At 62.6% G+C, this 23747-nt stretch carries 21 protein-coding genes and 1 pseudogene; 8 read left to right on the forward strand and 14 right to left on the reverse strand.

Annotated elements, in window-relative coordinates; all coding sequences use genetic code 11:
• Positions 1-51 precede the first annotated feature (51 nt).
• The 7 genes and pseudogenes from AC0L2B_RS09765 (at position 52) to AC0L2B_RS09795 (ending at position 3800) form a co-directional block, all read left to right on the forward strand.
• The gene (locus AC0L2B_RS09765; protein ID WP_473745131.1) at positions 52-1533 is read left to right on the forward strand and encodes a multicopper oxidase family protein; all 1482 of its coding nucleotides are present in this window, start codon (positions 52-54) and stop codon (positions 1531-1533) included.
• A gap of 26 nt (positions 1534-1559) precedes the next feature.
• A complete protein-coding gene (locus tag AC0L2B_RS09770; RefSeq protein ID WP_473745132.1) occupies positions 1560-2000 on the forward strand; it encodes a DUF411 domain-containing protein in 441 nt (146 codons plus the stop codon).
• Positions 2001-2035: 35 nt separating this feature from the next.
• Positions 2036-2170, forward strand: a complete 135-nt coding sequence (locus tag AC0L2B_RS09775; RefSeq protein WP_473745133.1) for a hypothetical protein — start codon at positions 2036-2038, stop codon at positions 2168-2170.
• A pseudogene (locus tag AC0L2B_RS09780) lies at positions 2167-2307 on the forward strand (hypothetical protein); the annotation flags it as partial. The gene AC0L2B_RS09775 and the pseudogene AC0L2B_RS09780, both read left to right, overlap by 4 nt.
• A 175-nt stretch (positions 2308-2482) precedes the next feature.
• Positions 2483-2617 carry a c-type cytochrome gene (locus AC0L2B_RS09785; protein ID WP_473745214.1) on the forward strand — a complete coding sequence of 45 codons (135 nt, stop codon included), beginning with the start codon at positions 2483-2485 and terminating at the stop codon, positions 2615-2617.
• Positions 2614-3159, forward strand: a complete 546-nt coding sequence (locus AC0L2B_RS09790) for a TlpA family protein disulfide reductase (RefSeq protein WP_473745212.1) — start codon at positions 2614-2616, stop codon at positions 3157-3159. The genes AC0L2B_RS09785 and AC0L2B_RS09790 overlap by 4 nt, the downstream gene beginning before the upstream one ends.
• A complete protein-coding gene (locus AC0L2B_RS09795; RefSeq protein WP_091598162.1) occupies positions 3156-3800 on the forward strand; it encodes an SCO family protein in 645 nt (214 codons plus the stop codon). Before AC0L2B_RS09790 ends, AC0L2B_RS09795 begins: the two co-directional genes overlap by 4 nt.
• A 172-nt stretch (positions 3801-3972) precedes the next feature.
• On the opposite strand, the gene AC0L2B_RS09800 is transcribed toward AC0L2B_RS09795, so the two are convergent.
• The 10 genes from AC0L2B_RS09800 to nanR all read right to left on the reverse strand — a co-directional run bounded on the left by AC0L2B_RS09800 (position 3973) and on the right by nanR (position 14828).
• Positions 3973-4761 carry a DUF899 domain-containing protein gene (locus AC0L2B_RS09800; RefSeq protein ID WP_473745134.1) on the reverse strand — a complete coding sequence of 263 codons (789 nt, stop codon included), beginning with the start codon at positions 4759-4761 and terminating at the stop codon, positions 3973-3975.
• A 411-nt stretch (positions 4762-5172) separates the two neighbouring features.
• Complete coding sequence (locus tag AC0L2B_RS09805; RefSeq protein ID WP_473745135.1) at positions 5173-7152, reverse strand: D-apionate lactonase family protein; 1980 nt, start codon at positions 7150-7152, stop codon at positions 5173-5175.
• Complete coding sequence (locus AC0L2B_RS09810; protein ID WP_091598167.1) at positions 7149-8243, reverse strand: ABC transporter ATP-binding protein; 1095 nt, start codon at positions 8241-8243, stop codon at positions 7149-7151. Before AC0L2B_RS09810 ends, AC0L2B_RS09805 begins: the two co-directional genes overlap by 4 nt.
• Before the next feature lie 11 nt (positions 8244-8254).
• The gene (locus AC0L2B_RS09815; RefSeq protein WP_128246859.1) at positions 8255-9103 is read right to left on the reverse strand and encodes a carbohydrate ABC transporter permease; all 849 of its coding nucleotides are present in this window, start codon (positions 9101-9103) and stop codon (positions 8255-8257) included.
• The gene (locus tag AC0L2B_RS09820) at positions 9103-10044 is read right to left on the reverse strand and encodes a carbohydrate ABC transporter permease (RefSeq protein ID WP_287242094.1); all 942 of its coding nucleotides are present in this window, start codon (positions 10042-10044) and stop codon (positions 9103-9105) included. The genes AC0L2B_RS09815 and AC0L2B_RS09820 overlap by 1 nt, the downstream gene beginning before the upstream one ends.
• Before the next feature lie 112 nt (positions 10045-10156).
• Positions 10157-11812, reverse strand: coding sequence for an extracellular solute-binding protein (locus AC0L2B_RS09825; protein ID WP_473745136.1), 1656 nt, complete (start codon positions 11810-11812; stop codon positions 10157-10159).
• 115 nt (positions 11813-11927) lie between these two features.
• Positions 11928-12980: an NAD(P)-dependent oxidoreductase gene (locus AC0L2B_RS09830; RefSeq protein ID WP_473745137.1), complete on the reverse strand. Its 1053-nt coding sequence runs from the start codon at positions 12978-12980 to the stop codon at positions 11928-11930.
• A 13-nt stretch (positions 12981-12993) separates the two neighbouring features.
• A complete protein-coding gene (locus tag AC0L2B_RS09835; RefSeq protein WP_473745138.1) occupies positions 12994-13770 on the reverse strand; it encodes an HpcH/HpaI aldolase family protein in 777 nt (258 codons plus the stop codon).
• 45 nt (positions 13771-13815) lie between these two features.
• Positions 13816-14121: a putative quinol monooxygenase gene (locus AC0L2B_RS09840; RefSeq protein WP_084831641.1), complete on the reverse strand. Its 306-nt coding sequence runs from the start codon at positions 14119-14121 to the stop codon at positions 13816-13818.
• The gene (nanR, locus tag AC0L2B_RS09845; RefSeq protein WP_473745139.1) at positions 14121-14828 is read right to left on the reverse strand and encodes a transcriptional regulator NanR; all 708 of its coding nucleotides are present in this window, start codon (positions 14826-14828) and stop codon (positions 14121-14123) included. The genes AC0L2B_RS09840 and nanR overlap by 1 nt, the downstream gene beginning before the upstream one ends.
• Positions 14829-15726: 898 nt before the next feature.
• Here nanR and AC0L2B_RS09850 point away from each other — a divergent pair.
• The gene (locus AC0L2B_RS09850) at positions 15727-17628 is read left to right on the forward strand and encodes an adenylate/guanylate cyclase domain-containing protein (protein WP_473745140.1); all 1902 of its coding nucleotides are present in this window, start codon (positions 15727-15729) and stop codon (positions 17626-17628) included.
• A gap of 4 nt (positions 17629-17632) precedes the next feature.
• On the opposite strand, the gene AC0L2B_RS09855 is transcribed toward AC0L2B_RS09850, so the two are convergent.
• The 4 genes from AC0L2B_RS09855 to AC0L2B_RS09870 all read right to left on the reverse strand — a co-directional run bounded on the left by AC0L2B_RS09855 (position 17633) and on the right by AC0L2B_RS09870 (position 23683).
• Positions 17633-18094 carry a YHS domain-containing (seleno)protein gene (locus AC0L2B_RS09855; protein WP_473745141.1) on the reverse strand — a complete coding sequence of 154 codons (462 nt, stop codon included), beginning with the start codon at positions 18092-18094 and terminating at the stop codon, positions 17633-17635.
• Between the two features lie 425 nt (positions 18095-18519).
• Positions 18520-20988: an adenylate/guanylate cyclase domain-containing protein gene (locus AC0L2B_RS09860; protein WP_473745142.1), complete on the reverse strand. Its 2469-nt coding sequence runs from the start codon at positions 20986-20988 to the stop codon at positions 18520-18522.
• An 83-nt stretch (positions 20989-21071) separates the two neighbouring features.
• The gene (locus tag AC0L2B_RS09865; protein ID WP_473745143.1) at positions 21072-22169 is read right to left on the reverse strand and encodes a branched-chain amino acid ABC transporter substrate-binding protein; all 1098 of its coding nucleotides are present in this window, start codon (positions 22167-22169) and stop codon (positions 21072-21074) included.
• A 482-nt stretch (positions 22170-22651) separates the two neighbouring features.
• Positions 22652-23683, reverse strand: a complete 1032-nt coding sequence (locus tag AC0L2B_RS09870) for an aldose epimerase family protein (RefSeq protein ID WP_473745144.1) — start codon at positions 23681-23683, stop codon at positions 22652-22654.
• Between the last annotated feature and the right edge of the window lie 64 nt (positions 23684-23747).

Consider the following 23747-nt stretch of genomic DNA (forward strand, 5'->3'; position numbering starts at 1 on the left):
GCCCGGCTACGTCCGCGCGTCAAAAAATCCTATTCCGGAATGGTTGATCCAATGCCCTATCCACGTGTGCCGGCGCTGACGCGTCGAACCTTCCTCGCATCGGCCGCCGCCGTTTCGGCGGGCGTGGTGCTTCCACCGCGATCCGACGCCGCAGGCCTTCGCGAGTTCCGGATCCGCGCCGGACCGGGACGCGCCCAGATCGCGCCAGAGCCGCATGGCGATACCCCCATCTGGTGCTATGACGGCAGCCTGCCCGGTCCGGAAATTCGCATCCGCCAGGGAGAACGCCTGCGGGTGGCGGTCGAGAACAAACTCAACGAAGAGACGACGGTGCACTGGCACGGTTTGCGAGTCCCGAACGCGATGGACGGCGTGCCGCACCTCACGCAGGCGCCGATCTGGCCCGGCGAGACCTTTGCCTACGAGTTCGATGCCGTCGACGCAGGCACCTTCTGGTACCATCCGCACCATCGCAGTTTCGAGCAGGTCGGCAGAGGCCTCTACGGCCCGCTGATCGTGGAGGAAGCCGATCCCATCCGGGTCGACCGCGAAGTCACATGGGTGCTGTCCGACTGGCGGCTGACCAAAACCGCCGAGATGCGGGAAGACTTCGGCAACCGCCATGACATGATGCACAACGGCCGGGTCGGAAACACGGTCACGATCAATGGCCGCGTGCCGGATGTCTTTCAGGTGCGAAAGGGAGAACGCATCCGGCTGCGGCTGATCAACGCCGCCAACGCCCGCATTTTCGGCCTCGACTTCGGGAACCATCAGCCTGCCGTCATTGCGCTGGACGGGCAGCCAGTGGAGCCGCATGCGCCAGAAGGCGGACTGGTCGTGCTGGGGCCCGCGATGCGCGCCGACCTCATCCTCGACATGACGGCTGACGCCGGAAGCCGGGTTTCCGTGATCGACCGCTTCTACGAGGGCCTCGAATACCGCCTGGTCGACCTAGCCTATGCCGGTAATCCGCTCAGGCAGGCGGCTCCCGACTGGCCTGTCGCCCTCCCGCCCAACCCGCTGCCGGAGCCGGACCTTGCATCGGCCGTCCGGCACGAGGTCACCTTCAACGGCGGCATGATGGGAGCCATGGTCATGCAGGAGATGGGCGGCAGCATGGGCGACACGCGCAAGCATTTCCCCGGCGCCGTTGGCGGCATGATGGGCAGCATGGGCGGCATGATGAACATGATGCACTCCGGCGGCATCTGGTTCATCAACGGCATCGCGGCGGAAGGGCACGTCATGGACCCGATGCTGACGCTTGCGCGGGACAAGAGCCATGCCATCGCGATGACCAACGCGACGGCCTGGCATCATCCGATCCACCTGCACGGCCATTCCTTCCGGGTGATCTCCCGGAACGGCAAGCCGAGCAAGCACCGCGAGTGGCAGGACACGGTGCTCATGTCTCCGCGCGAGCGGGTGGAGATCGCCCTCGTTGCCGACAATCCGGGCGACTGGATGCTCCATTGCCACATACTCGAACACCAGGCCGCCGGGATGATGGGCGTCTTCCGCGTCGCCTGACCAATCCCTCAAAAGGAGAACCGAAAATGCGTACTATCCTGAATGCCGTCGCCCTCGCTTCCTTCGTCTGGGCTGCCGTCCCGGCGCTCGCGGGCGAGAAGGACGTCAGTCTCTACAAGAACCCGCAGTGCGGCTGCTGCGAAGGCTATGCCGAGTACCTGCGGGAGAACGGCTTCACCGTCACCAGCAAGGCCACCCACGACCTCGCCGAGATGAGCCGCGAGGCAGGCATCGCGGACGAATTCCAGGGCTGCCACCTGTCATTCGTGGATGGCTACGTCGTCAGCGGCCACGTCCCCGTCGGCACGGTCAAGAAGCTGCTCACGGAGCGGCCCGACATCAATGGCGTGACGCTGCCCGGCATGCCAATGGGCTCGCCGGGAATGAGCGGCACCAAGGAAGCGCCGTTCGAGATGCTGGAGATCACCAAGTCTGGCAGCGTGGGCGGCGTATACGCGCGGGAATAGGCCTGCAACGAGACGCGGAAAAGGAGCCGACAACGATGGACCGCGGAATGATGGAAGGCATGGGCGGCATGATGCTGGGCATGGGTGTGGGCTGGCTCCTGCTCGCAGTTGCGCTCGTTCTCGCGGTCGCGACCTTGGTGAAGTACCTGTTCTTCAGCGGCCGCAAATGAGCAGGCAGGCTGTTGTCCTCGGCTTCGCGGCGCTCTTGGGAGTTGCCGCCCTCGCTTTGATCTGGTCGTTCGGAGCAAGCGAGGCCGCGGCAATTGCGCGGGGACGGCAGCTCTATTCCGCGAACTGCGCCTCCTGCCACGGGGCCAGCCTCGAAGGCCAGCCTGACTGGAAGAGGCAGCTTCCCTCGGGACGCATGCCCGCCCCGCCGCACGATGCGTCCGGGCACACCTGGCACCACCCGGACGGGGTGCTGTTCCGGATCACCAAAGAGGGTCCAGCCGCCGTGGTGGGCAACGGGTACGCTAGCGACCATGCCGGGATTCGAGGACATTTTGAGCGACGAGGAGATCCGCGCCGTTCTCGCCTTCATCAAGAGCACATGGCCGGAGCGGGAGCGCGCCTACCAGTCGGAGATGAGCCGCCGCGAGCAGGAGAAGACGCAGTGAAGACGATCCTGTCGACGCTGATACTTGCCGTCGTTGTGGCCGTGGGCAACGCGCACGCGCAGGAACCGACAGTGATGCCGCTGCACGAGGAGCCGCAGCCCTTGCCCGAGCTCATCCTCGCCGACGAGGCGGGAGAGCCGCAATCTCTCGAAGATTGGCGCGGCAAGATGGTGCTGCTCAACGTCTGGGCGACCTGGTGTGCGCCCTGCCGGGCCGAAATGCCCACGCTCAACCGCCTTCAGGGGCGGCTGGGCGGCGAGGGATTCGATGTCGTCGCCCTTTCGGTGGACCGAGCGGGAGCCGGCGCAGTCCGGAAGTTCTTCGACGAGATCGGGGTCAAACTCCCCGTCTTCATCGACCAGGACGGGACTGCGATCCGCGCGTTGGGACTGTTCGGCCTGCCAGCCACGCTTCTGATCGGCCCCGACGGAAACGAGCTCGCGCGGCTCGCCGGACCCGCCGAATGGGACACCCCCGAGATGGTTTCCTTCTTCGAAGGGATCATCGTACGAGAACTCGACCAAACCGGAGAACGGAGATGAACAGAAAAACACTTCTCGCCGCGATGGCCGTCACGTCTGTCCTCGCGCTTCCCGCATTTGCCCATCATCCGGGCGCCGATCTCGACAGGCTTATGGGCAGCGAGGAGAAGTATTTCCAGGCGATCGACGCTCCCGCAGCGCCGGGATTCGATCTGGCCGACGACGAAGGCAATCCGGTCCGCCTCTCGGACTTCGCCGACAAGGTCGTTGTACTCAATTTCGTGTTCGCGAGTTGCACCGACGTCTGCCCGCTGCACTCCGACCTGATCGCCCGCGTCCAGGCGATGGTCAACGAAACGCCCATGAAGGACCTGGTGCAGTTCCTGACGGTGACGACAGACCCGAAGTCAGACACGCCCGAGGTCATGAAGGGATACGGCGAAGCGCACGGGCTCGACCCGCGCAACTGGACCTTCCTGACCACCCGCGAAGGGCAGGCGGAGGATGCGACGCGCAAGCTGTCCGAGCAATACAACGTCCGTTTCGATCCGCTCGAAGGCGGCCAGCAGATGCATGGCTTGGTGACGCACGTGATCGACCGCGGCGGGCGATTCGCGGCCAAGTTCCACGGCCTCAGGTTCGATCCGCTGAACCTGGTCATGTACGTCAATGGGCTGACGAACAGCGTGAATCGGCCGTGATCAATTGACTTGATCCAGCACTACCGCCGGACGCCCTCCGAGGTTGTCCGGTTGGGGGAACAACACGGCAACAGCGCAGGGATCGCTCATGAGCCGCCGCGCCAGCGCCGCTGGGAAGAGGATTCCTGCGTTTCGACGCCGCCGCCGTCGATCTCAGCGGATCAGGTCTGGCTCATTGCTTCGTGCTCGCCTCCCGGAACGCCGCCTCTCCGGCCTCCGACACCTCGGCCCACTTCTTGTCGGCTGCCGGATCCGCGGCGTAGCTGTCGTGCCAGTTCCACCATTTGTAGGCTGGGGTCTGGGGATAGCCTTCGGGCGAGTCCTCCCAGACCTCCTGCCGGCCCAGCGGCGTGATGTCGAGATAGTTCCAGGTGCCGCCCATCTGCTCGTCGCCGCGGTTGTTGATGAAGTAGGTGCGGAACACGCGGTCGCCGTCGCGGATGAACACGTTGTGGCCGTGCCACTCGTCGACGCCGAAATCGGCGTCGAAGCTGTCGGTGAGGGTGAACCATGGTATCTCCCAGCCCATCCGCGCCTTCAACCGCGCGATATCCGCCTGCGGCGCACGCGAGACAAAGACGAGAGTGGTGTCACGGGCGTTCAGATGGGCGAGGTGGGCGACCTGGTCGGCCACCATGGAGCAGCCGCGGCAGGCATGGTCGGGCCAGCCAAACACTCCCGGCTCGAAGAAGGCGCGGTAGACGATCAGCTGACGCCGACCATCGAACAGGTCGAGCAGGCTCACCTTCCCGTCAGGCCCCTCGAACGCATAATTCTTCTCCACCACCATCCACGGCATCCGCCGCCGCTCGGCGGCCAGCGCGTCACGGGCGCGGGTCTGGGCCTTTTCCTTCACGAGCAGCTGCTCGTGGGCCGCTTCCCACTCCTGCGGCGACACCACCGGTGGCGTGCGCATGGCAGTCTGTCCACTTTTCCGTTCGCTCTTGGCTGCTGAAGTCATGGCTTCCTCCTGATCTGGGCGAATTCCCGCGTCGCTGAAGCACGGCTCATTCGCTGCTCATCGCTGGTTGTTGGGCCTAAAATAGTTTGGCACCGGAAAACGACCAGTGGGAGTAACAAGTGTGACGCTATTATCCCCTCGGGGCGTTGAACCGCGTGGCGTGGCGCGAAGGTGCTCCCGCCGCATGCCCCGGGGCGCTGGCGCCATTCAAAATTTTGAGGGCAGCGTTTCGAAGATTGGGCTCAAACTCAAATCAGACTGGCTGCCGCCAATTGCCGAGAACCTTGCTGCTTGAACTGGTCGGCGGGACCTAGCAAAGAGCGCCATAACGGGCATCCGACACTGAACGCAAGAGCGGACGTTGACTCTGTTCTCCGCTACATCAACCCCACCAATCTACCGTCCACCGGGCTATGTCGAAGACGAACGGTGGAGATCGACTCGCGCCACGGCGTAGGCGTCAAGAGAGATGAATTGGTCATCCAACCGTCTTCCGGGACTTTCCATGAAGTTCGGATCGGCTGCCGCCCGCTCGAACTGGTCGGCAGCAAGAAGAGCAATGCGGGCGCTGTTCGGCGTATCCGAAAGCTGCACTGATTGCTTTTTGGCAGTAAGATTCGAGAGCCACAGCGTCGTGCGCCCGTCTTTTTCGGCCGCGATCTCCGCGATGGTGTCAGCTCCGGAAGTTGCCACGGACAGCAGGGTGGCCCCACTGAGTTTTGAGAGGCCTGCCATGACATGGAAAGCGGGATACACCATTCGGCCATCCTGTTCGTCAAACCACGGCTGCACGAAATCGGCCTTCCTGTAGACGTATCCGCACGGGCCGGTGAAGTCGCCGAATGCGACGGCCTCGATTCCCTCGTGCGCGCAGGCCGCGAAATATCCGACTGTCCAAGCCGCATTGAACAGGCCGCGCTGCCGAGGATCGATGCGGCTCAGACAGACGCGACCGTTCGCTTCATTCGGCGCAGTGGACTTGCCGTAGGGGTTCTCGCGGCAGCCTAGCTGACTGGGACCTATACGCAGGGGCAAGCGGTCGCCCATGAAAGCACGGGTAGAGCGGATCAGATGGGGGATAGCCTGAAGCGTCTCCATTACGGAGACATCATCTGCAGCATGCACGTTTGGACAGGTGGTGAAGGTTGCGTAGTCGAGCGCTCCGGTTGGCGGACGCTTGCGGTTTAGCTCGGTGAAGTATGCGGCCATGCCGCCGCCCAGCGGCACCCCGGGGAAAGCCCGGCGGGCGGCGGCGTAGTTTTGCTCGAAGGTGGGCATCGCCGGCCACGGTGCTCCCGGCTGCACCGACTTCATGTCCTGCGCCGGAAAGACGGAGACAGCTTCTGGATTGAGGCGAAGGCTTTGGACAGCATCCGCGAGAGGCGCCAATTCGCCGAAAGGATCGAGCGTGCCCTTGGTGATGATCTCAAGTACGACGCCAGCGCCGGTCAACTGTGCCAGGGCGGTGTAACCTTCAAGTTCATCCTGGCCGTGCCCGAACCGGAGATCGACTTGGCAGACCACCCACTGCGGAGCCAATGGTCGAATGAGCTCGGCGACTTCAAACGCGTGCTTCGCCTCGTCGGCAGCGACGCCGATGCCAATGCGGGGCACTCGACCGATGGCTCTGCCAATCGTCAGGTTGATGGATGGATCGGGGTTTTTGGAAGACCCGGCAGGGAGCGTTCCCAACAGCTGAAGTCGGACGGCCTGCGTGAATTTCTCGCCTTTCGGCAATCTGTAGGGCCACGGGCGACGCAGGGGACGGACATAGGTTTTGTAGGAGGCGTCGGACCAATTGCGCTGATCCTCCATCTCAAAGGCGTCACCTTCCATGGTGCATGTGGCCCAGATTCCAGGCACGATCTCGTGCGAAAGCGCGCGAATGTCGGTGAACGGACACCTAGGATCGATGGTGTCCGGAAAAAGCGAGAGTTTTTCGCGGCCGTCCTCGTGCAGCACCTTTACCGGCTTGCCGGCCAAACCCTCGATCGGATGCAGCACGACGAAGCCGGTTCTGTTGGTCAATACGTCAGTTTCGGGCTCTGCCTCCACCACAAACGACATCGCACCGTCGCTCCCGCCTGCGATCCGCGCCTGGTAGACCAGCCGACCGCACGCACCCGCGCATGTTCCACGATAGGCGACGCTGAACGCATCCGGCTTTTCATCGATCTGAAGGTCATCGAGAACGGGCGTCTCGGTTCCCCAGTTCTCGTCCCGTACGAGAAATGAAATCGCGCGCAGAACCTCGACCCCGCCGATCCGCACATAGCGTATCGCCCCATTGTCAAACTCGACCGACAAGGGTCCCGCGCGCAGTGTCCGCAACTGCGGATCGACCTGTTCGGTCCCACACAAGCGGATTGCTCGAGGTGCTGCCGTGGTCAAATCGCTCTCTCGGTCTTGGCGTCGAAAATCGAGGCCCGGTTCATGTTGATGTCGATCGGCAGTCTCTCGCCGGGACGACTGACGTCGTGCGCCTGCAGTTCCGCCATCACCGGCGCGCCGGCCAGGCGGAAGGTCGCATAGCTGCGCGAGCCGGTCGGCTGCAGCAGGTCGATCGTTGCGTCGTAGCGAAACGTGCCCTGCGCAGGTGTCGCAGCATGCGCGCGCGTCAGATGTTCTGGCCGCAGTCCAAGCAGCACCGCCTGTCCGTCAATGGCGCCATTCAGGCTCCGGCCGGGGGCGACCGGAAGCAGCGCCTCGGAGAGCCGGATGGCGGCAGCGCTGCCGTCCAACTTCAGCGTGCCCGGCAGGAAGCTCATCCGCGGCGAACCGAGAAAGCCAGCGACGAAGGTCGAGGCGGGGCGCTCGAACAGCTCGAGCGGCGCGCCCTGCTGCTCGATCATTCCGTCGCGCATCAGCACGATGCGGTCAGCCAGAGTCATCGCTTCGATCTGGTCATGGGTGACGTAGATCATCGTTGTCGCAATGTCCTGGTGAAGGCGCTTGATCTCGCCGCGCATCTCGTCGCGAAGCTGCGCGTCGAGGTTGGACAGCGGCTCGTCGAACAGGAAAATGCGCGGGCTGCGGACAATGGCGCGGCCGATGGCGACCCGCTGGCGCTGCCCGCCGGACAATTGGCGCGGAAAGCGCCCGAGCAGCGGGGTGATGCCAAGCATGCGCGCCGCCTCGGCGACGCGCGTCTCCACCTCCGATTTCGGCATTTTTCGCGCCTTTAGGCCGAAGCCAATGTTTTTCGCCACGTTCATGTGGGGATAAAGCGCATAGTCCTGGAACACCATCGCCACGTCACGGTCGCGCGGTCGGAAATCGTTGACCACTTCGCCGCCGATCTCGATCGTGCCTTCCGAACTCTCCTCCAGCCCTGCAATGGTCCTCAGCAGCGTACTCTTGCCACAGCCGGACGGGCCGACCAGCACGGTGAACTCGCCGTCGCGAATGTCCAGGTCTATGCCGCGCACGGCATGGAAGGCGCCGTAGCGCTTGTGCAAGCCGGTGATCCTGACTTCGGCCATGCCGACCCTTTCTATCCGCGAACAGCGCCGAGCGTGAGCCCGCGCACGAGATGTCGTTGGGCAAGTACTCCCAGCGCGATCGACGGTACGAGGGAGACGATGGCCAGGGCTGCCGCCTCGCCATATTGCGCGCCCTGGAAACCGATGAAGGCGCGAAACACCGTTGGCAGCGTGAAAGCAGTGCGGCTGGTCAGAATCAGCGCGAAGAAGAACTCCGTCCAGCAGGCGATGAAGGCGAAGACCGCCGCCGCGACGATGCCTGGCGCGGCGAGCGGCACTGCGACGCGCCAGAACGCCTCCCACCGCGTGCAGCCGTCGACAAGGGCCGCCTCCTCCATCGATTTCGGCATGCCGCGGAAATAAGCGAACATCATCCATACCGACACCGGCAGCGTGAACACCGTATAGGCGATGATCAGGCCGATATGCGTGTCGTAGAGGCCAACGCCGCGGTAGATCAGGAACACCGGCAGCACGATGCCGATGGGCGGCAGGAAGCGCTGCGACAGCACCCAGAACGACAGATGCTGGCCGCCGGTGTTGTAGCGCGCCAGGCTGTAGGCCATCAGCGTGCCGAACAGGGCCGAGAGCACCGTTGCCGACAGCGAGATGATCAGGCTGTTGATCAGCCCGTCGAGGCCGCGATAGGCGAACAGCGCAGCTTCATAGTGGACAAGGGTGGGTGCGGTTGGGAACCAGACGGGCGGCACGGTGAGATAGTCGTCGCTCGGCTTGATCGAGGTGTTGAACATCCAGTAGAGCGGCCACAACACGAAGACCAGGAAGAAGCCGAGCAGCAGGATGCGGCCGACCGGTATCGACCGGCGTTTCGGGCGACGGACAGGCGCGACGGCCGCCATCAGACCGGCTCCGTCTTCAAAAGCCGTCGCACCAGCAGCATTACCACGAGCGCGGTGAAGATCAGGAACAACCAGCTTCCGGCGGTCGCCTGCGACAGATGGAATTGGGTGAAGCCGACCGTGTAGAGATAGTAGGAAGCTGTGTAGGTCCGCGTGCCTGGCCCGCCGCCGGTCATGATGAAAATAGTATCGAACATGCGGATTGCATCGAGCAGCCGAAAGGTCAGCGCCAGCAGCATCATTGGCGCAAGATGCGGCAGGGTTATCGCCCAGAACGCTTGCCAGGCATTGACCCCGTCGAGTTCCGCCGCCTCGTAAAGGTTCGGCGGAATGGCGGTAAGCCCGGCGAGCAGGATGACGAACATGAACGGTGTCCACTGCCAGACATCGGCGATGATCAGCGAAACATAGAGCCATGGCGATTCGGTCATCCAGCCGATCGTCACCTCCTGCCCCAGAAGTTGCGTCAAGATGTAGTTGGTCGGCCCGAAAGGCCGCTGCAGCAGCAGCGTCCAGGCCTGGCCGACGATGACCGGGCTGATGAACAGCGGCACGATCAGGATCGACATGATCACGCCGCGGCCCGGAAAGCTGCGAACCATGGTCAGCGCCACGAGAAGTCCGAGAACGAATTCGATAGCGACGCTAATCCCCGACAGCCACGCTGTCAGCAAAAGCGACCAGCGCGCGACGGGATCGAAGACGACGCGCTCGAAATTCTTCAATCCGACAAAGGCGTGGCCCGGCACCTGGAAATCATAGTTGATGAAAGACACGACCAGCGAGAACAGCAGCGGATAGACCGAGAGCGCCAGGATCAGCAGTACTGCTGGCGCCACCAGCAGCCATTTGAAGTGGCGGTCCGCCCAATTTGCGAAGCCCGACAGCCGTGGCGGGGCGCCGGCGGCCTTCAAGCGACTGATGGTTGCGGTATGCTGCATCGATTACATCCCAAAACCTGCCTGGCGGTTGCGACGAGGTGTTGCGGACCAAGCGCCCGCAACACCGATTTTGGTCAAGAATGCCGGCCGGCGTCCCTGATGCAGGCCGAGCTCAGAGGGTGACCGCCATGCCGAGCTTCTCCACCGTGTTGTCGGCAGTAGCACCCGGCAGTTTCAGGAACTCGGTGTAGAATGCCTTCTGCGAATCGACGCCGAGCCGGTCGGTCGTCTCATTCCACTCGGCCGCCGCTGTTTCTAGCGACGCCTTCGGATCCGCACCGGCCCACACAGCTGTGCACATGCGGTCGATGCTTAGGAAATAGTCCTGTGCGCCGGGCATGATCGGGTCGAGGAGGCCGACATTGGCCGAGTTGTTAAGATTGCTCAGATACTCCTTGGCGCTCGGGAACAGCGCGCCGTAAAGCTCGGATTTGAAGTGGGAGATGCGGTAGGGATCGCGCAGGGCGTAGGGCAGCATGCAGCGCGCAAGCGAGACGGGTGGCGAGCAGGCCCATTGCATGAAAAGGTAGGCCGCTTCGGGGTTCGCCGAATCCGCCGACAGCGCCTTGTTGTAGCCGGTCGCATGTTCAGGATTGCCGGGCACGACCGCGTAGCCGACCTTGCCGGCGATCTGCGATTGCGGGATGAAGTTGATTGCGGTGGCCGACTGCGAATAGTTCGCGGCCATGCGGCCAGACGGCGGCCAGGAGTAGATCATCGCTACCTTGCCGGTCAGGAACGCCGCCCACAGCGAGACGGCGTCGAGTTCATTGTTGCCGGGGATCGACGCCGCATTGGCTGCAATCATGTTCTGCAGCGTCTTGACGCCGGCATCCGAAGCCAAGCCGGCCTTCATGTCGTCGCCGAACAGTTTTCCACCGTTGGCGCGGTACTGCTGCAGAAAGTCGAACTGGTTGCCGGGACTGCCCGCCTTGCGGAAATGGCCAGCGCCATAAACGTTCGGCGCCAGCTGGTCTGTGATGAACTGGGCGATCTGGGCATATTCCTCCCAGGTCTTCGGCGGCGCCAGCTTGGCGTTGAACTTGGCCTGGTAGGCCTCCACCATCTTCGGATCCTCGAAGATGTCCTTGCGGTAGTAGAGGGCGAACATGTCGCCGTCGTCGAAGAAGCCCCAGATCTTGCCCTTGTAGGTCGGCAGCGCCTTGTAAAGAGGATGATAGTCCTCGAGGTCGGCCGGGTTCATGTATTTGGCGATGTAATCGTCGAGGGGTGCGATGACGCCGCCATCGGCTAGCGACGGCGTCCAGGCTGGCGAGATGTCGAGGACGTCATAGGCGCCTGAGCCGGCAATGTGCTCGGCAACCGCCTTGGAGTACTGGTCCGGGTTCGACAGTTCGACCACGTTCGACTTCATGCCCGTAAGCTGCTCCCACATCGGTCCACTGAAATTGCGCGGGTCGAGAGCCTGCAGGCCTGCCTCGTAGGTCATGTTCAGCGTGACGCCCGAATGCGCCTTGGCCGCCTCGACGGCGCGGAAGGCGGAACCATCCGCCGGGCCTTCCATCGACGCCTTCATGGCCGCCGCCTGCGCCTGGCCGAGCGGTGAAGCGGCGTCTGCCAGTTCGAGCTTCTGCTGCGCCAGCGCCCAATCCGTCATCATGGCGAGGATCGGTCCGGACGCCGCCAGCATGCCGGTCATCTGGCCGAAGCGGGTTATGAAAGTTCGGCGGGTGGTTTCGCCGCGCATAAAGGCGTCGACCTCTGCTTCGAGGCCTGCCTGAAAGTCACGTTTTTCATGATCGTTCATAGTACTTGGTCCTCCCATTTTCGTTTGCCTTCACTCGTCCGCGGGCGCGGCGATCGAGTGTTTCTCCCGTGAAGCCGCCGCGAAGCCTGTGGCGGCGCGCCGAATGCTCGTACCCCTATGTCCCGAAGCGGGCGGCGAAACCGGCCAGCCGATTCTTCCATGCCTCGCTTGAAAGCACCTCGCGATTGACCACGCCGCGCGGCTCGCGGCCGTGCTGCACCTCGATGACCGCCTTGACGTCCGCAGCACCGTTTCCGGCAAAACACTGGTCGGTCCAGCAGAGCGCGTGCGGCGTCAGGATAATGTTATCGAGCTTGAGGATCGGGTCGTCGGCATCCGGCGGCTCCTGCTCCAGCACGTCGAGCCCCGCGCCGGCGATGCGGCGCTCCTGCAGCACTTCCGTCAGCGCCTCCTGGTCGACGATCGGACCGCGCGCGGTATTGATCAGGTAAGCCGTCGGCTTCATCAGGGCGAGCCGCTCGGCATTGACGATGTGGTGGGTCTGAGGCGTTAGCGGACAGCTCACCGACAGCACATCGGCGCGGCGGAACAGATCCTCCAGCCCGACCAGTTCGATGCCCAGTTCGGCAGCGAACTTGCTGTCGGCGAATGGATCATGGGCGACGAATTTCATGTCGAAGGGCTTGGCCAAGCGAAAGACCTCGGCGCCTATATTGCCGATGCCGAGCGCCCCCAACGTACGCCCGACGAGACCAACGCCCATATGATCCGAACGCTGATTGAACCCGGCAGGCCCCTTGCGGGTCAGCGCGTCTTTGGTGAGCAGTTTGCCGGTCAGTGCCAACATGAAGGTGATGACGGATACGGCGACCGGCCGCCGCACCCCGTCGGGCGTGATGACAAGGGCGATGCCGGCGGCGGTGCAGGCCTCGACGTCGACGGTATCGTAGCCGACTCCGAAACGGGCAACGACGGCGAGGCGGCCGCTCTTGGGGACACTGGTCGCATCGAAGCGATGGCTGAGCAGGATCAATGCATCGAAGTCCTCAAGCTGATCGCCGCGCAGCGGATTGTTCGGCTCCAGGAACGCCATCTCGATGCCGGGCGCATTGCGCAGCGGCTCCAGGTCGAAGTCGGGATAGGTCGGCGCGCCGTCCGGCTTGCGGAAATCACCGGAGAGCGCCACCCTGAACATTGTGTTGGCCATCGTCTCCTCCGCCTCACTCGCACCCGGCCCGGATCTTCGAGACCGCGTCGGCCATCGCATCGTGCAGAACCCAGACGTCACCCGAATAACAGATGAAATCGAAGCCTTTCGCGTAAAAGTCGTGACCCTGCTGGACGGTTGGTACCAGGCGTCCAAGCGATTTGTTGTGCTTCTTGGCGGCGGCAACGATCTTGTCCATCGCCGCGGTGAAGATCGGATGGGCGAAGTCGCCGGGAACGCCGAGTGAGACCGACAGATCGAAATGTCCGACCCACAGACAGTCGACCCCGTCCAGTCCCGCGATGCCGTCGATGTTCTTGACGCCGTCGGCGGTCTCGATCAGGCAGATAAACACCGAGCGCTGGTTGGCCGTTTCGAATTTATCTGTGACCGAGCCCGGACGGTAGCGGTCATGCGCGATCTGTAGCGCTACGCCGCGAGCGCCAGCAGGATGGTATTTCATCGAATTGATGATGTGCTGAGCCTGTTCGACCGTACTCACCATCGGCGCGATCAGCCCTTCAGCGCCCATGTCCATGGCGCGGGCGAGGAAATGGTAGTCCTGCGAGGGCACACGCACCATGACCGGCAGGTCGGCCGCCTCGAAATAGCGGATCGCGCTCTTCACCGTTTCCACGCTGAAGCCCGAATGCTCCATATCGAAGAAGACGAAGTCGCAGCCGGCGGATTTCAGAATGTGCCCGATTCCCGGCGTCGCGAATTCGGCGACGAGTGTGCCGAGCTTGACCCGTCGGTGCGCAGCCAACCCCTTGAGACTAGGCTCTGACATACATTTCCTCCCCTTCGCCCAAAGAGCAATCCGGCTATGCTTTCTTCAAGGCGTAGCTTCGAGAACGAGGTCGCAGATCGTCACCAACTTGGTGTCGACGAGCGGCGCGCTGTGCGTGTTGAATTCATCGAAATGCGCCGTCCGGCAGTGTTCGTCGAAGGCGGCCTCGCTGTCGTAAATCTCGTAGAGCACGACCCGGTCCGGTTCGCCGCGCGCCTCCGTCACGTCAAAGCGGCGGCAGCCGACCTCGTTGCGTACCGACGCGGTCGCATTGGCGTCGACGAGCTTTCGGAAGCTGTCTCGGGCGCCCGGCTTGAGGCGGAAATCGACCCAGACGACGAAGCTGGTCATCACATGGGCCTCGCGATTTCCAGATAGCGCCTCGACACATATTCCAGATGCCTGCGCATCGCCGCTTCGGACTCGTCCGGATCGCGCGCCGCGATCGCCTCGAAAATCTGGCGATGGGCCTCGTAGGCCTTGCGGTCTTCACCTTCGGCCAAAGTCGTCCGCCGCTGTTCGAGCAGCCATTCGGCCAACGCCGCATGGATAGCCGTGAAGATCCGATTGCGGGTGATGACCGCCAGCACGTAATGGAAGTCCACGCCAGTGCGTTCGAAGCGCGTGAGGTCGCCGATCGACTGCCGGTTCACCTCTAGCGCCGCCTTAAGGCTTTCAATGTCCTCTGGCGTGGCATTCACAGCGGCGTTGCGGGCAAGCCCGACCTCGAAAAACAAACGTGCGCTCTGGAAGTCCTGAACCCCGCCCGGGGCCGAAATCATGTGTCGCGCCGGCCCTGAAAGGGCGTCGATTACGAATTGGGGCGTGGGGCGGGTGACGCGGGCACGCTCGCCGGATCTCACCTCGACAAGGCCCATCTTGCTCAGATGCAGCAGCGCCTCACGGATTGAGGGCCGCCCGACCCCGAACTGCCGCATGAGCTCCCGTTCCGACGGCAGCCGCTCGGCTTCGGCCAGTTCTCCCTTGCGGATCATCCGCTCGAGGTGTTCTGCGACCTCGTCCGAAAGCTTCCGCTGCTTGATCTGAACACCAATCACTTGGCATACCTTTGATACCAGTTAAGCACGCTATTGCCATAGCGCCCCCGTGTCAAACACAACTCAAATCGACAGACGCCGCCTTCAAACGCAAACAAGGAGCGAGGCTTTGGCTCTTTTCCTACAAGCAACTTGCTCACTAGCTGAGCGATCAGCCACAGCGCAGGGTGCCAACGCTGTCAGTTCGCGCCAGGGATCATTTCCGATCGAACGAGATGGGACGCGGTCAGAAGTCTACCTCCCTTGAATGCCCTCTTTCGAGCGGCAGGATAGGGATCCGAGTGACTGCTTCGGTCAAACTGTGTCATCCCGGCTATCGGCTACAAACGCTCGAGAACGTCCGAACTCGATAGCTGAGAATATTCGGGTTCCGATCCGAGAGCGCCGCACGTCCAATGGAAGCGCAAAGGACGCTTTTTGAAACTTTGAGGGCAGCGTTCTAAGATTAGGATCAAACTCAATCAGGCTGGCTGCCGCCAATGGCCGAGAACCTTGCCGCTTGAATCTGTCGCCGGAAACGAGCAAAGAGCGCCATTTCCGGACCTACACGGTGACATCCGGCAACGTCGTCACGTTGATCTCCTTGCGGACCTTCGCGAGGCGAGACTGTGAATTAGCCCCGAAAGTTGAGACCCCCGGGCCGATTGGCGGCAGCAAGCGCACGACTTTGCGGGCAAATTCATAGGTTCGGTGGGCTCATCATCGGCGCCGATCATGACCCCACTCCTTTGGAAATCAACGACTTGCCATCCGCTAGGGGTCGACTTTCGGTTCTGATCCACAATGCGGGTACCCCCGATCGGCGTGCGACCGACGGAGAGAGACTGGCGATTCGCCACGACGGTTCCGGCGTCGTGGGCTACAATGGCGAGAGATCCAGATCGACCGGGGAGCCGAGGTGCCAAGCTCCACAGCAGAACGTCGCCTTGCCGCCATCGTCGCGACCGATGTCGTAGGTTACTCGCGCCTGATGGGCGAGGACGAGACGCAGACGCTGGCCGCCCTCAAGGCGCACCGCAAGGAGCTGATCGACCCTCTCATCGCCGAGCACAAGGGTCATATCATCAAGACGACCGGCGACGGTCTGCTGCTGGAGTTTCCCTCTGTCGTTGAGGCGGTGGCCTGCGCCGTTGCCGTGCAGCGCGCCATGCTCGAGCGAAACAGGGCCGTTCCGGAAGGACGACGCATCGAGCTGCGCGTCGGCATCAACATCGGCGACGTCATCATCGAAGACGGCGATATCTTCGGCAATGGTGTGAACGTCGCTGCGCGTCTCGAACAGATCTCGGAGCCGGGCGGCATCTGCCTCTCCGACGATGCCTACCGGCAGGTGCGGGACAAGCTCGACATTGAGGCGTTCGACGCCGGCGAGCAGCACCTGAAGAACATCGCCAACCCCGTCAGGATCTACCGGATCGACCCGGCTTCATCAGCAACAGGGATCAAACGGGTTTCCGGTATTCGGGGCGGCAGGGCGAGCAGACTTCCGCTGGCGATGGCCGGTCTGGCCGTGATCCTCATCGCCATCGCAGCCTTGGCCACCTGGTCCGGTCTGGGCCGAGCCCCTGCCCCAGAACAGCAAGCCGCGAGTCCCGCGACAATCAAACCAGACAGCGGCCCTACACTTCCCATCGTCGCCGTGCTGCCATTTACAAACCAGACCGGCGACGAGGCACAGGAGTACTTCGCCGACGGCGTCACCGAAGAGGTGATCAATGCCCTCGGCCGCTTCAAGAACTTGCGGGTGATCGGCCGCAATGCCGTCTTGCGGTACAAGGGTGGGCAGGCGCGGCAGGCCGAAATCGCCTCCGAACTTGGCGCAGCATACATGGTTGACGGCAGCATCAAAGCATCCAAGGACCGCGTGCGGATCTCCGCGCAGCTGACTGACGCGGACGCTGCTACCGTGTTGTGGTCTGATCGATATGATGGCGAGCTGTCAGACCTGTTCGAATTTCAGGACAGCATCGCGCGGCACATTGCTGGCACGCTGGCGGCCAATATCACTCAGGTGGAGGTGCAGCGTCATTTCAAGGAAGCCAGACCAGACCAGAACGCCTTCGACCTCTTGTTGCGCGCCCGAGCTGTCGGCCATGCCGCGTCTCGGACCGCCAATCGACAGGTTCGAGAGTTGATGACCAAGGCGATCGAACTGGATCCGAATTATGCCACCACCCATGCTCTTCTAGGCGAAGCCATTTACTCGCAGGTGGTTCTGGGCTGGACGGAGTTCCCCGACCGCGAGCTTGCCCGTGCCGAGAAACTCGCCCGCCGTGCTATCGCGCTCGCTCCCGATGAGCCTGATGGGCACCGCACCCTTGGTCGCATCCTGCTGATCCGCACCGAATACGATCAGGCGCGCAACGCGCTGCAGCGTGCGATCGATCTCAATCCGAGTGACGCCAATGCGTTGGCGGTCCGGGGAACCCTCCGATCGTTTGATGGGGACCTTCCCGGCGCCATCGAGTCGCTTGAGCTGGCTTTGAAATACGATCCGATGCTCCAGCCGAACTATCATTTCGATCTCGCCATCAGCTACTATCTCGCACGCCGGCACGAAGATGCCCTGCGTGTCGCCGAACGTGGAATCTCCCGGTTTCCGAATTTCCCGATGTTCAATGTCCCGGCCGCAGCGGCAGCGGCACAGCTTGGGCGCCAGGAGCAGGCGGCCCTCTACGTTACCGAGATACGGCAACGCCTGCCGCAGCTCGATATGAGCTTTGACTTTCTTGGCTCGCGCTTCAGAGATCCGGCCTATCCGGCGTATCTGAAGGAGGGACTCAGGCGGGCGGGCTTGTGAGGCGCTATTGCGGTGGCCATTTAGGAAGATCCGGCAATCGCGGATAATTCGCGTCTGCGTTGCTCACCATAACCGCCGGATCGGCAGCAAATTTCCCTGGACCGGCCGGCCCTCCGAAAACGTACAGGCGGCCTTCGTGAATCACCCAATTGTTCGGATCAGCAACCAACCTGTAGCCCCTCGATAGTGCCGCAGTGCACCAATTTTGGTACTGTGGCAGATATCGATCAGGGTCGGCCTTGAAGAGATCGAGGTGGCGCGTCGAGGCGAAGCGGTACAAGGCGCCATCCAATTCATACTGATACTGCGGATCGCCGATCATCGGCTTGGCCTCGGTGAAATAGGCTACAGGGTCGTAGCCCTTGATGGCGAGGCGGTCCTCCTCGCTATGGGCAGCGGTGTCGAAAGCGAAAGACAAAGCGCCAGACAGTCCGATCAGGACGGCCAACGCATCGCGCCTGTTCATTGACGTCAACTCCCTTGAACGTGAGCAGCATCAGCCGGCGGCAGAGGCGGTGGCAGATTTGTGCTCTCGTCACATGCGGCACGTGCGGCCCCGCTCATAAGGGCCGGCCGCTATCGGCATAGCTGGAAGATTACGCCTCGCGTTCGCCCGTGGCAACGTGCATATATGCACCCCAACTAAAATAAGCTTGCGCCAATCTCGTCGCGGGAGCAGCTATATCCGCGAGCGCGGATGTAGCTGTGGCCGCCGACAGCCGTGCGTTGACCGGGGCGTTTCGCGATCCGGCCCCGTGCGGGAATGAAATTCTCGATGACCGGCTAAAGCAATCGCTTGGTAGGCACCTCCTCACAATCGGGTGCCTATCGCGGTTGTTCGCGCCTCGCGCTGAGAGCCAAATTGTCCTGTTTAGGAGGCGACGATCCCTCCTACCCAGGCTTGTGACAAAGTCGATCGAGCACGTCTCGAAGCGCAGTCGCGGCTTCGTCACGCTCGTCAGCAGACATCAGCTCGGGCTCAGCTTCCAGTCTGAGATGCGGCAGTTCGGTTCGAACGGCGCGACGGGCAGCGACAAGATTGGCCTTCACATCGATGACGCGATACGTGGCGACCGGATAGGCGATCCCTTTGACGTGGATGCGCCCCAGTTCGTCGCAGTCAATCGTGTCCTTCACTTGCGCAAACGTCTCATAAGAAATGAGCACGGTCCCTGGCTGCGCCTCCTGCTCAAGACGTGAGGCGAGATTCACGGCGCCGCCGATTATCGTGTAGTCCATCCGGTCCTCGCTGCCGAAGTTGCCGACAGTGCAGTAGTCGGTGTGGATGCCGATGCGGCAGCGCAGTGGTGTTTCAATTCCAATGTCGCGCCAGACTTCGGCAAGTTCGCTCATCCGCTTCTGCATGGCGAGAGCCATCTGCACGCCGGCGAGCGCGTCCTCCTTGACGCCGCGAGTTTCCGGATCGCCGAAAAACATCAGAATCGCGTCGCCGACATACTTGTCGATCGTCGCGCCATGATCCGAAGCAATTTTCGACATTTCCGTCAGATAGTGATTGAGGAGCTGGGTGAGGTCCTCCGACTCCATCTTGTCGGTGGTCTCGGTAAAGCCGGCGATATCCGAGAAGCATATTGTCAGCTTCTTCCGCTGGCTGGCGATCCTGACCTCCTGACGGCCGGTGAATATCGAGTTGTACACCTGGGGCGCCAGGTATTTCGCCAGCTTGCTGGAAAGCGCCTCGAGAGCCGCGGATTTCTCGGCGAGGTTCTCCTCCCGTAGCTTCAGCTCGGTGATGTCCGAGTAGACCGCGACTGTGCCGCCGCCGGTGATCCGCCGCTCGCTTATCATGATCCATCTTCCGTCGCCTCGCCGCTGCTCCCACGGTTCGCCAGGGTTGCGGTGCCGGGAGAGCCGCTCGGCGACCCATTCCTCGAATCGTCCCTCGGCATCCCTGATGTAGCCGCGCTCAGCGGATCGGCGGATGATGTGCTCGAATGTCGTACCGGGCGTCAATTCGATCGCAAGGTCGCTGTAGAGCAGTTCGCGGTAGCGGCTATTGCTAAGGATGAGCCGGTCCTGGCGGTCGTAGAGAGCGAATCCCTCGGAGATGCTCTCGATGGCATCGATGAGCCGCTGGCGCGCTTCGGCGACCTCGCGCAGGTTCTTTTCCTCGACCTCGACTGCAGTGTCCCGGAAGAGCCTGAGCGCCTCGGCCATGCGGCCGATTTCGTCGTGGCCCGCGGCAGGCAATGGCGCACGAAGATTGCCGCCGGCGATTGCGAGCATGCTTTGGCTCACCCCTCCCAGGCGGGCGAGGAGGCTGCGGTCGACATAGAGCCAAACAACAAGAACGGAACTCAAGAGGCTGAGAAAGGCGGAGCCAAGGACAACTCCGGTCCCGTAGCGCTGGACGACCGCGGCTTCGAGACCAGATGCGGTGATCTCGCGGTCTGCCGCGGCGACCAGGCGATCGACGGCAGCGGTAAGACTGCGCGACAGCTGATTGTTTTCGGCCAGAAGCTCTTCGCCCTGCGCCAGGACGGCGAACTCGTCCTGCCGCGCCTTCGGGATGCTGTTTCCGCCGTCGATCAGTGCCTTGAACTCGTTGACCCGCTGCTGGAAACGGGTTCGCAGCCTATCGTCGATCTCGTTGGAAATCGTGTCCAGAACGGCGAGTGACCGGCGCAGCGGAAACAGGATCAACGCCAGATCGCCTGGCGTCGGCGCGTCCGCCGTGTTGACCAGCGCGTCATTGACCGCCGAGATCTCCTGCTGCGCCTTCTGCTGCGGGATGTAGGCCGCTATCGACTGGACCAGGTCGGCCGTCGCCTCCGCGCCTCGATCGGACGCGAGCGGCGTGTCGGCCGTGACCGCCCGCCATTGCTGGAGTTTGGAATTCATCACGAGCATGCCGGGCGCCACAAGGCGCTGGCTTGCATTTGTCGTAGCCGACAGGCGACGTAACAGTTCCTCTTTGCGCGCCACCACGGTGAGGCGGGCGGCGACAAGGTCGTCGAGGGCGTTGAGATTGCGCCGCAGACCAAGCACCGCAGCCTCGATCTCAGCCACTACCGCCGTGCTAGGCTTGGCGCCTTTGAGAGCGGCAAGCAGTTCCTCGAGGCGCGTCATCTCTGCCGCGATCGCAGTCGAGACCTCGTTATGCTGAGCCTTGCTGGTCGAAGCAAGTGCGGCAGGCGCAGTGGCGGCGACCCGCTCGGCCTGGCGCGACAGCTGGAGGGACGCGAGCGACGACGGCACACGCTCCTTGGTGATGTGGTCGACGACCTCCCCCACCTCGAGGAAGGCATAAAGAGCGGCTGTTGTCGCGAGCACCGCGAAGGTGCTGATACCGAAAAAAGCGAGCAACAGACGGCCGCGTATGCCGAGACGCTTAAGCATCGCGGCGACGCATTGATTCAGCTGGCGCGGCCGATAGGGTCTGCACAGATTGGCTCAAGGCGATTCGCCGGATCGGTGGTCCATTACTCCAACGGCACGTATTCGCCACCCTTCCAGACATACCATACCCAACTCTGAACAGTGAGGTCGCCCTTATTATCAAAGTCCATACGGCCCAACACAGTGTCAAATTGATTGCCGCGCAGTGATGCAATCACGGCTTGGAGTTCTAGTGAGCCTGCCTTCTCGACCGCCTGCGCCCAGGTCTGGGCGGCGCCGTAACTGTGCAGCGTCCAGGAATCGGGTTCGAAGTTCTCGGCCCGGAATCGTTCGACGACTTTGGCCGCTTCAGCATTTCGACGCGGGTCGGGGACAAAGGTGAAGAGCGTGCCCTCGGCGGCAGGGCCGGCAATCAGCCCAAATGCCTCCGTCGCTGTATCGTCACCCGAGATCAGCTGAACCGGGTAGCCCCGGTCGCGCGCCGCACGGACCATAAGCGCAGCCTCGGTATGATACCCGCCCATGTACAGCACGGCGATATCCGCCCCCTGTAACGTGCTGATCTCGGCCGAGTAGTCGTCTTTCCCGGGAGTGTAGCCTTCATAGATTGATTCGGTCACCCCCCGCTTGTTCAACTGCTTTCTTGTCTCATCGGCGAGACCCTTCCCATAGGTCGTATTGTCGTGAAGGATCGCGATCTTCTTGTCGCTCCAATGATCGGCCAAGTAGTTGCCGGCCTCGAAGCCCTGCGCATCGTCGCGACTGCAGACGCGGAAAACGTTGGCGCGGCCTTGTTCGGTCAACATCGGATTGGTCGAGGACGGCGAAATCTGCAGAATTCCCGCCGCCTCGTACACCTCCGATGCCGGAATCGAGGCTCCAGAGCAGTAGTGCCCGACGACGAACACTACACCGTCAGCCACCAGTTTTTGGGCAGCAGCCACCGCTTGCTTGGGATCGCAGAAGTCGTCGACCGTGATGAGCCGCACCGGCTCGCCGAGGACGCCGCCCGCCGTATTGATGTCGGCCACAGCCACCTCTGCGCCGCGCTTCAACTGCGTGCCAGTCCATTCGAGCTTGCCGGTCATCGGGCCCGCAACACCGATCAGCACCTCCGCCCGCGCCGGGCAGATGGACAGGGCCGCGAGCGCGGCGATAGCAATGATGACCACGCGGTGCATGACTGCATCCCCAAACTTTAGCTTACGCTAATCCATCTGGCGCCGACAGTCCTTTCCGCAAGCGCGGATACCTCGGCGGGTTCTGCGGCGCGCACCCGGCTCTTTTCTGCACGAGCGACCAGGGACCATTCGCCATCTGGCCTTACGAAATTCCTGATGACTGGCTGAAGCGCTGGCTTGCTGAGCTCTCAACAAAATCGGTGACTGAGCGGTAGATCTTGCCACTTGCGACGAGCCGAATTGTCCCCCTTTGCAGACATTCCGGCCTCCCTATGAAGGTCACCTACGGGTCAGCTTGCGTCATCCCGGCTATCGGCCTTCAAAAGTCCGAGAAGGGTCCGAACTCGATCACTGACAGTGATTGGGTTCCGATCCGAGAGCGTTACGCGTCCAATGCAGCGCAAACGACACTTTGAACTTTGCGCATGACCCTTTCCGGACCGAAGGTCGGCACAGCAAAAGCCAGTCCTGGCTTCCGGGCGTCAGGCGCCAGGCAGCCTGAACCGGTATTCCGTCACATGATGGTAGATCTGGCCCGGCCATAGCGTGGCCTGCGGGAAATACGGCCGGTTCGGCGCATCCGGCCAGACCTGCGGCTCCAGGCAGAAGCCCGAATAAGCCTTGTAATGAACTCCCCCGAGCCCCGGCGAAGCTGGCGCCAGATACTGGCCGGTATAGAGCTGGACGCCCGGTTCCGTGGTCCACAGCTCCATCTCGACGCCGGAATTCGCGCCTTGCGCCCATGATGCCAGCTTGAGCGACCCGCGCGTCGAGGCAAGGCAGAAATTCTGGTCGTAGGGGAGCTGCTTGCCCTCGCTCTCCATGCGCAGCGGCCGCGCCTGACGGAAATCGAACGGCGTGCCGTCGACCGGCTTCACGACGCCGGTCGGGATCAGGTCGCCATCGACCGGAAGATAGGCGCCGGCGTTCAGCATCAGCCGGTGATCGAGGACATCGCCGGCGCCGCCATCATCCAGGTTGAAATAGGAATGCTGGGTGAGATTGCACAGCGTCGGCTCCTCGCAGGTGGCGGTCAGCTCGACGCTGAGCGTGCCTGGGATCTTCAACCTGTAGGTGCAGGTCACGTCGAGCGCGCCGGAAAAGCCCATCGTGCCGTCGGGATCATGCAGCGTCAGGGTGACAAAATCCCTGCCATGCAGCGAAACCTCCCATGGCCGGTGCGAAAAACCTTGCGAGCCGCCATGCAGCGTGTGCTTGTCGAGGAAGTTGCGCTCGGTCTGGTAGCGCTGGCCGGCGATGGTGAAGCGGCCATCGCGGATACGGTTGGCATAGCGTCCGACGACGGCGCCGAAGAAGGCCGTATCCGTTTCATAGGGCTTGAAACTGCTATAGCCGAGCACAAGCGGCGCATCGTGCCCGGCCAGCCGCAGATCCTGGATGATGGCGCCCAGCCCGATGATGTTGGCGGTGAGGCCGCCGCCGCGGATGCTGAAGCGGCGGATGGCCTCGCCCGCCTGCGCCGTACCGAAAACCTCGCCGTCCTTCATCGCCATGCCCGAAACGCCAGTTGGTTGATCGATCCCGGCTCGCCGCGTGGGCCGGCTTGGTCTGTTGACG

Source organism: Mesorhizobium sp. WSM4815 (genome assembly GCF_055811575.1).

Excerpts from the sequence above, each read along its gene's own strand:
- AC0L2B_RS09765 (WP_473745131.1), top strand. The coding sequence starts at position 52 with ATGCCCTATCCACGTGTGCCGGCGCTGACGCGTCGAACCTTCCTCGCA.
- AC0L2B_RS09770 (WP_473745132.1), top strand. The coding sequence starts at position 1,560 with ATGCGTACTATCCTGAATGCCGTCGCCCTCGCTTCCTTCGTCTGGGCT.
- AC0L2B_RS09775 (WP_473745133.1), top strand. The coding sequence starts at position 2,036 with ATGGACCGCGGAATGATGGAAGGCATGGGCGGCATGATGCTGGGCATG.
- AC0L2B_RS09785 (WP_473745214.1), top strand. The coding sequence starts at position 2,483 with ATGCCGGGATTCGAGGACATTTTGAGCGACGAGGAGATCCGCGCCGTT.
- AC0L2B_RS09795 (WP_091598162.1), top strand. The coding sequence starts at position 3,156 with ATGAACAGAAAAACACTTCTCGCCGCGATGGCCGTCACGTCTGTCCTC.
- AC0L2B_RS09800 (WP_473745134.1), bottom strand. The coding sequence starts at position 4,761 with ATGACTTCAGCAGCCAAGAGCGAACGGAAAAGTGGACAGACTGCCATG.
- AC0L2B_RS09810 (WP_091598167.1), bottom strand. The coding sequence starts at position 8,243 with ATGGCCGAAGTCAGGATCACCGGCTTGCACAAGCGCTACGGCGCCTTC.
- AC0L2B_RS09815 (WP_128246859.1), bottom strand. The coding sequence starts at position 9,103 with ATGGCGGCCGTCGCGCCTGTCCGTCGCCCGAAACGCCGGTCGATACCG.
- AC0L2B_RS09820 (WP_287242094.1), bottom strand. The coding sequence starts at position 10,044 with ATGCAGCATACCGCAACCATCAGTCGCTTGAAGGCCGCCGGCGCCCCG.
- AC0L2B_RS09825 (WP_473745136.1), bottom strand. The coding sequence starts at position 11,812 with ATGAACGATCATGAAAAACGTGACTTTCAGGCAGGCCTCGAAGCAGAG.
- AC0L2B_RS09830 (WP_473745137.1), bottom strand. The coding sequence starts at position 12,980 with ATGGCCAACACAATGTTCAGGGTGGCGCTCTCCGGTGATTTCCGCAAG.
- AC0L2B_RS09835 (WP_473745138.1), bottom strand. The coding sequence starts at position 13,770 with ATGTCAGAGCCTAGTCTCAAGGGGTTGGCTGCGCACCGACGGGTCAAG.
- AC0L2B_RS09840 (WP_084831641.1), bottom strand. The coding sequence starts at position 14,121 with ATGACCAGCTTCGTCGTCTGGGTCGATTTCCGCCTCAAGCCGGGCGCC.
- AC0L2B_RS09855 (WP_473745141.1), bottom strand. The coding sequence starts at position 18,094 with ATGAACAGGCGCGATGCGTTGGCCGTCCTGATCGGACTGTCTGGCGCT.
- AC0L2B_RS09860 (WP_473745142.1), bottom strand. The coding sequence starts at position 20,988 with ATGCTTAAGCGTCTCGGCATACGCGGCCGTCTGTTGCTCGCTTTTTTC.
- AC0L2B_RS09865 (WP_473745143.1), bottom strand. The coding sequence starts at position 22,169 with ATGCACCGCGTGGTCATCATTGCTATCGCCGCGCTCGCGGCCCTGTCC.
- AC0L2B_RS09870 (WP_473745144.1), bottom strand. The coding sequence starts at position 23,683 with ATGGCGATGAAGGACGGCGAGGTTTTCGGTACGGCGCAGGCGGGCGAG.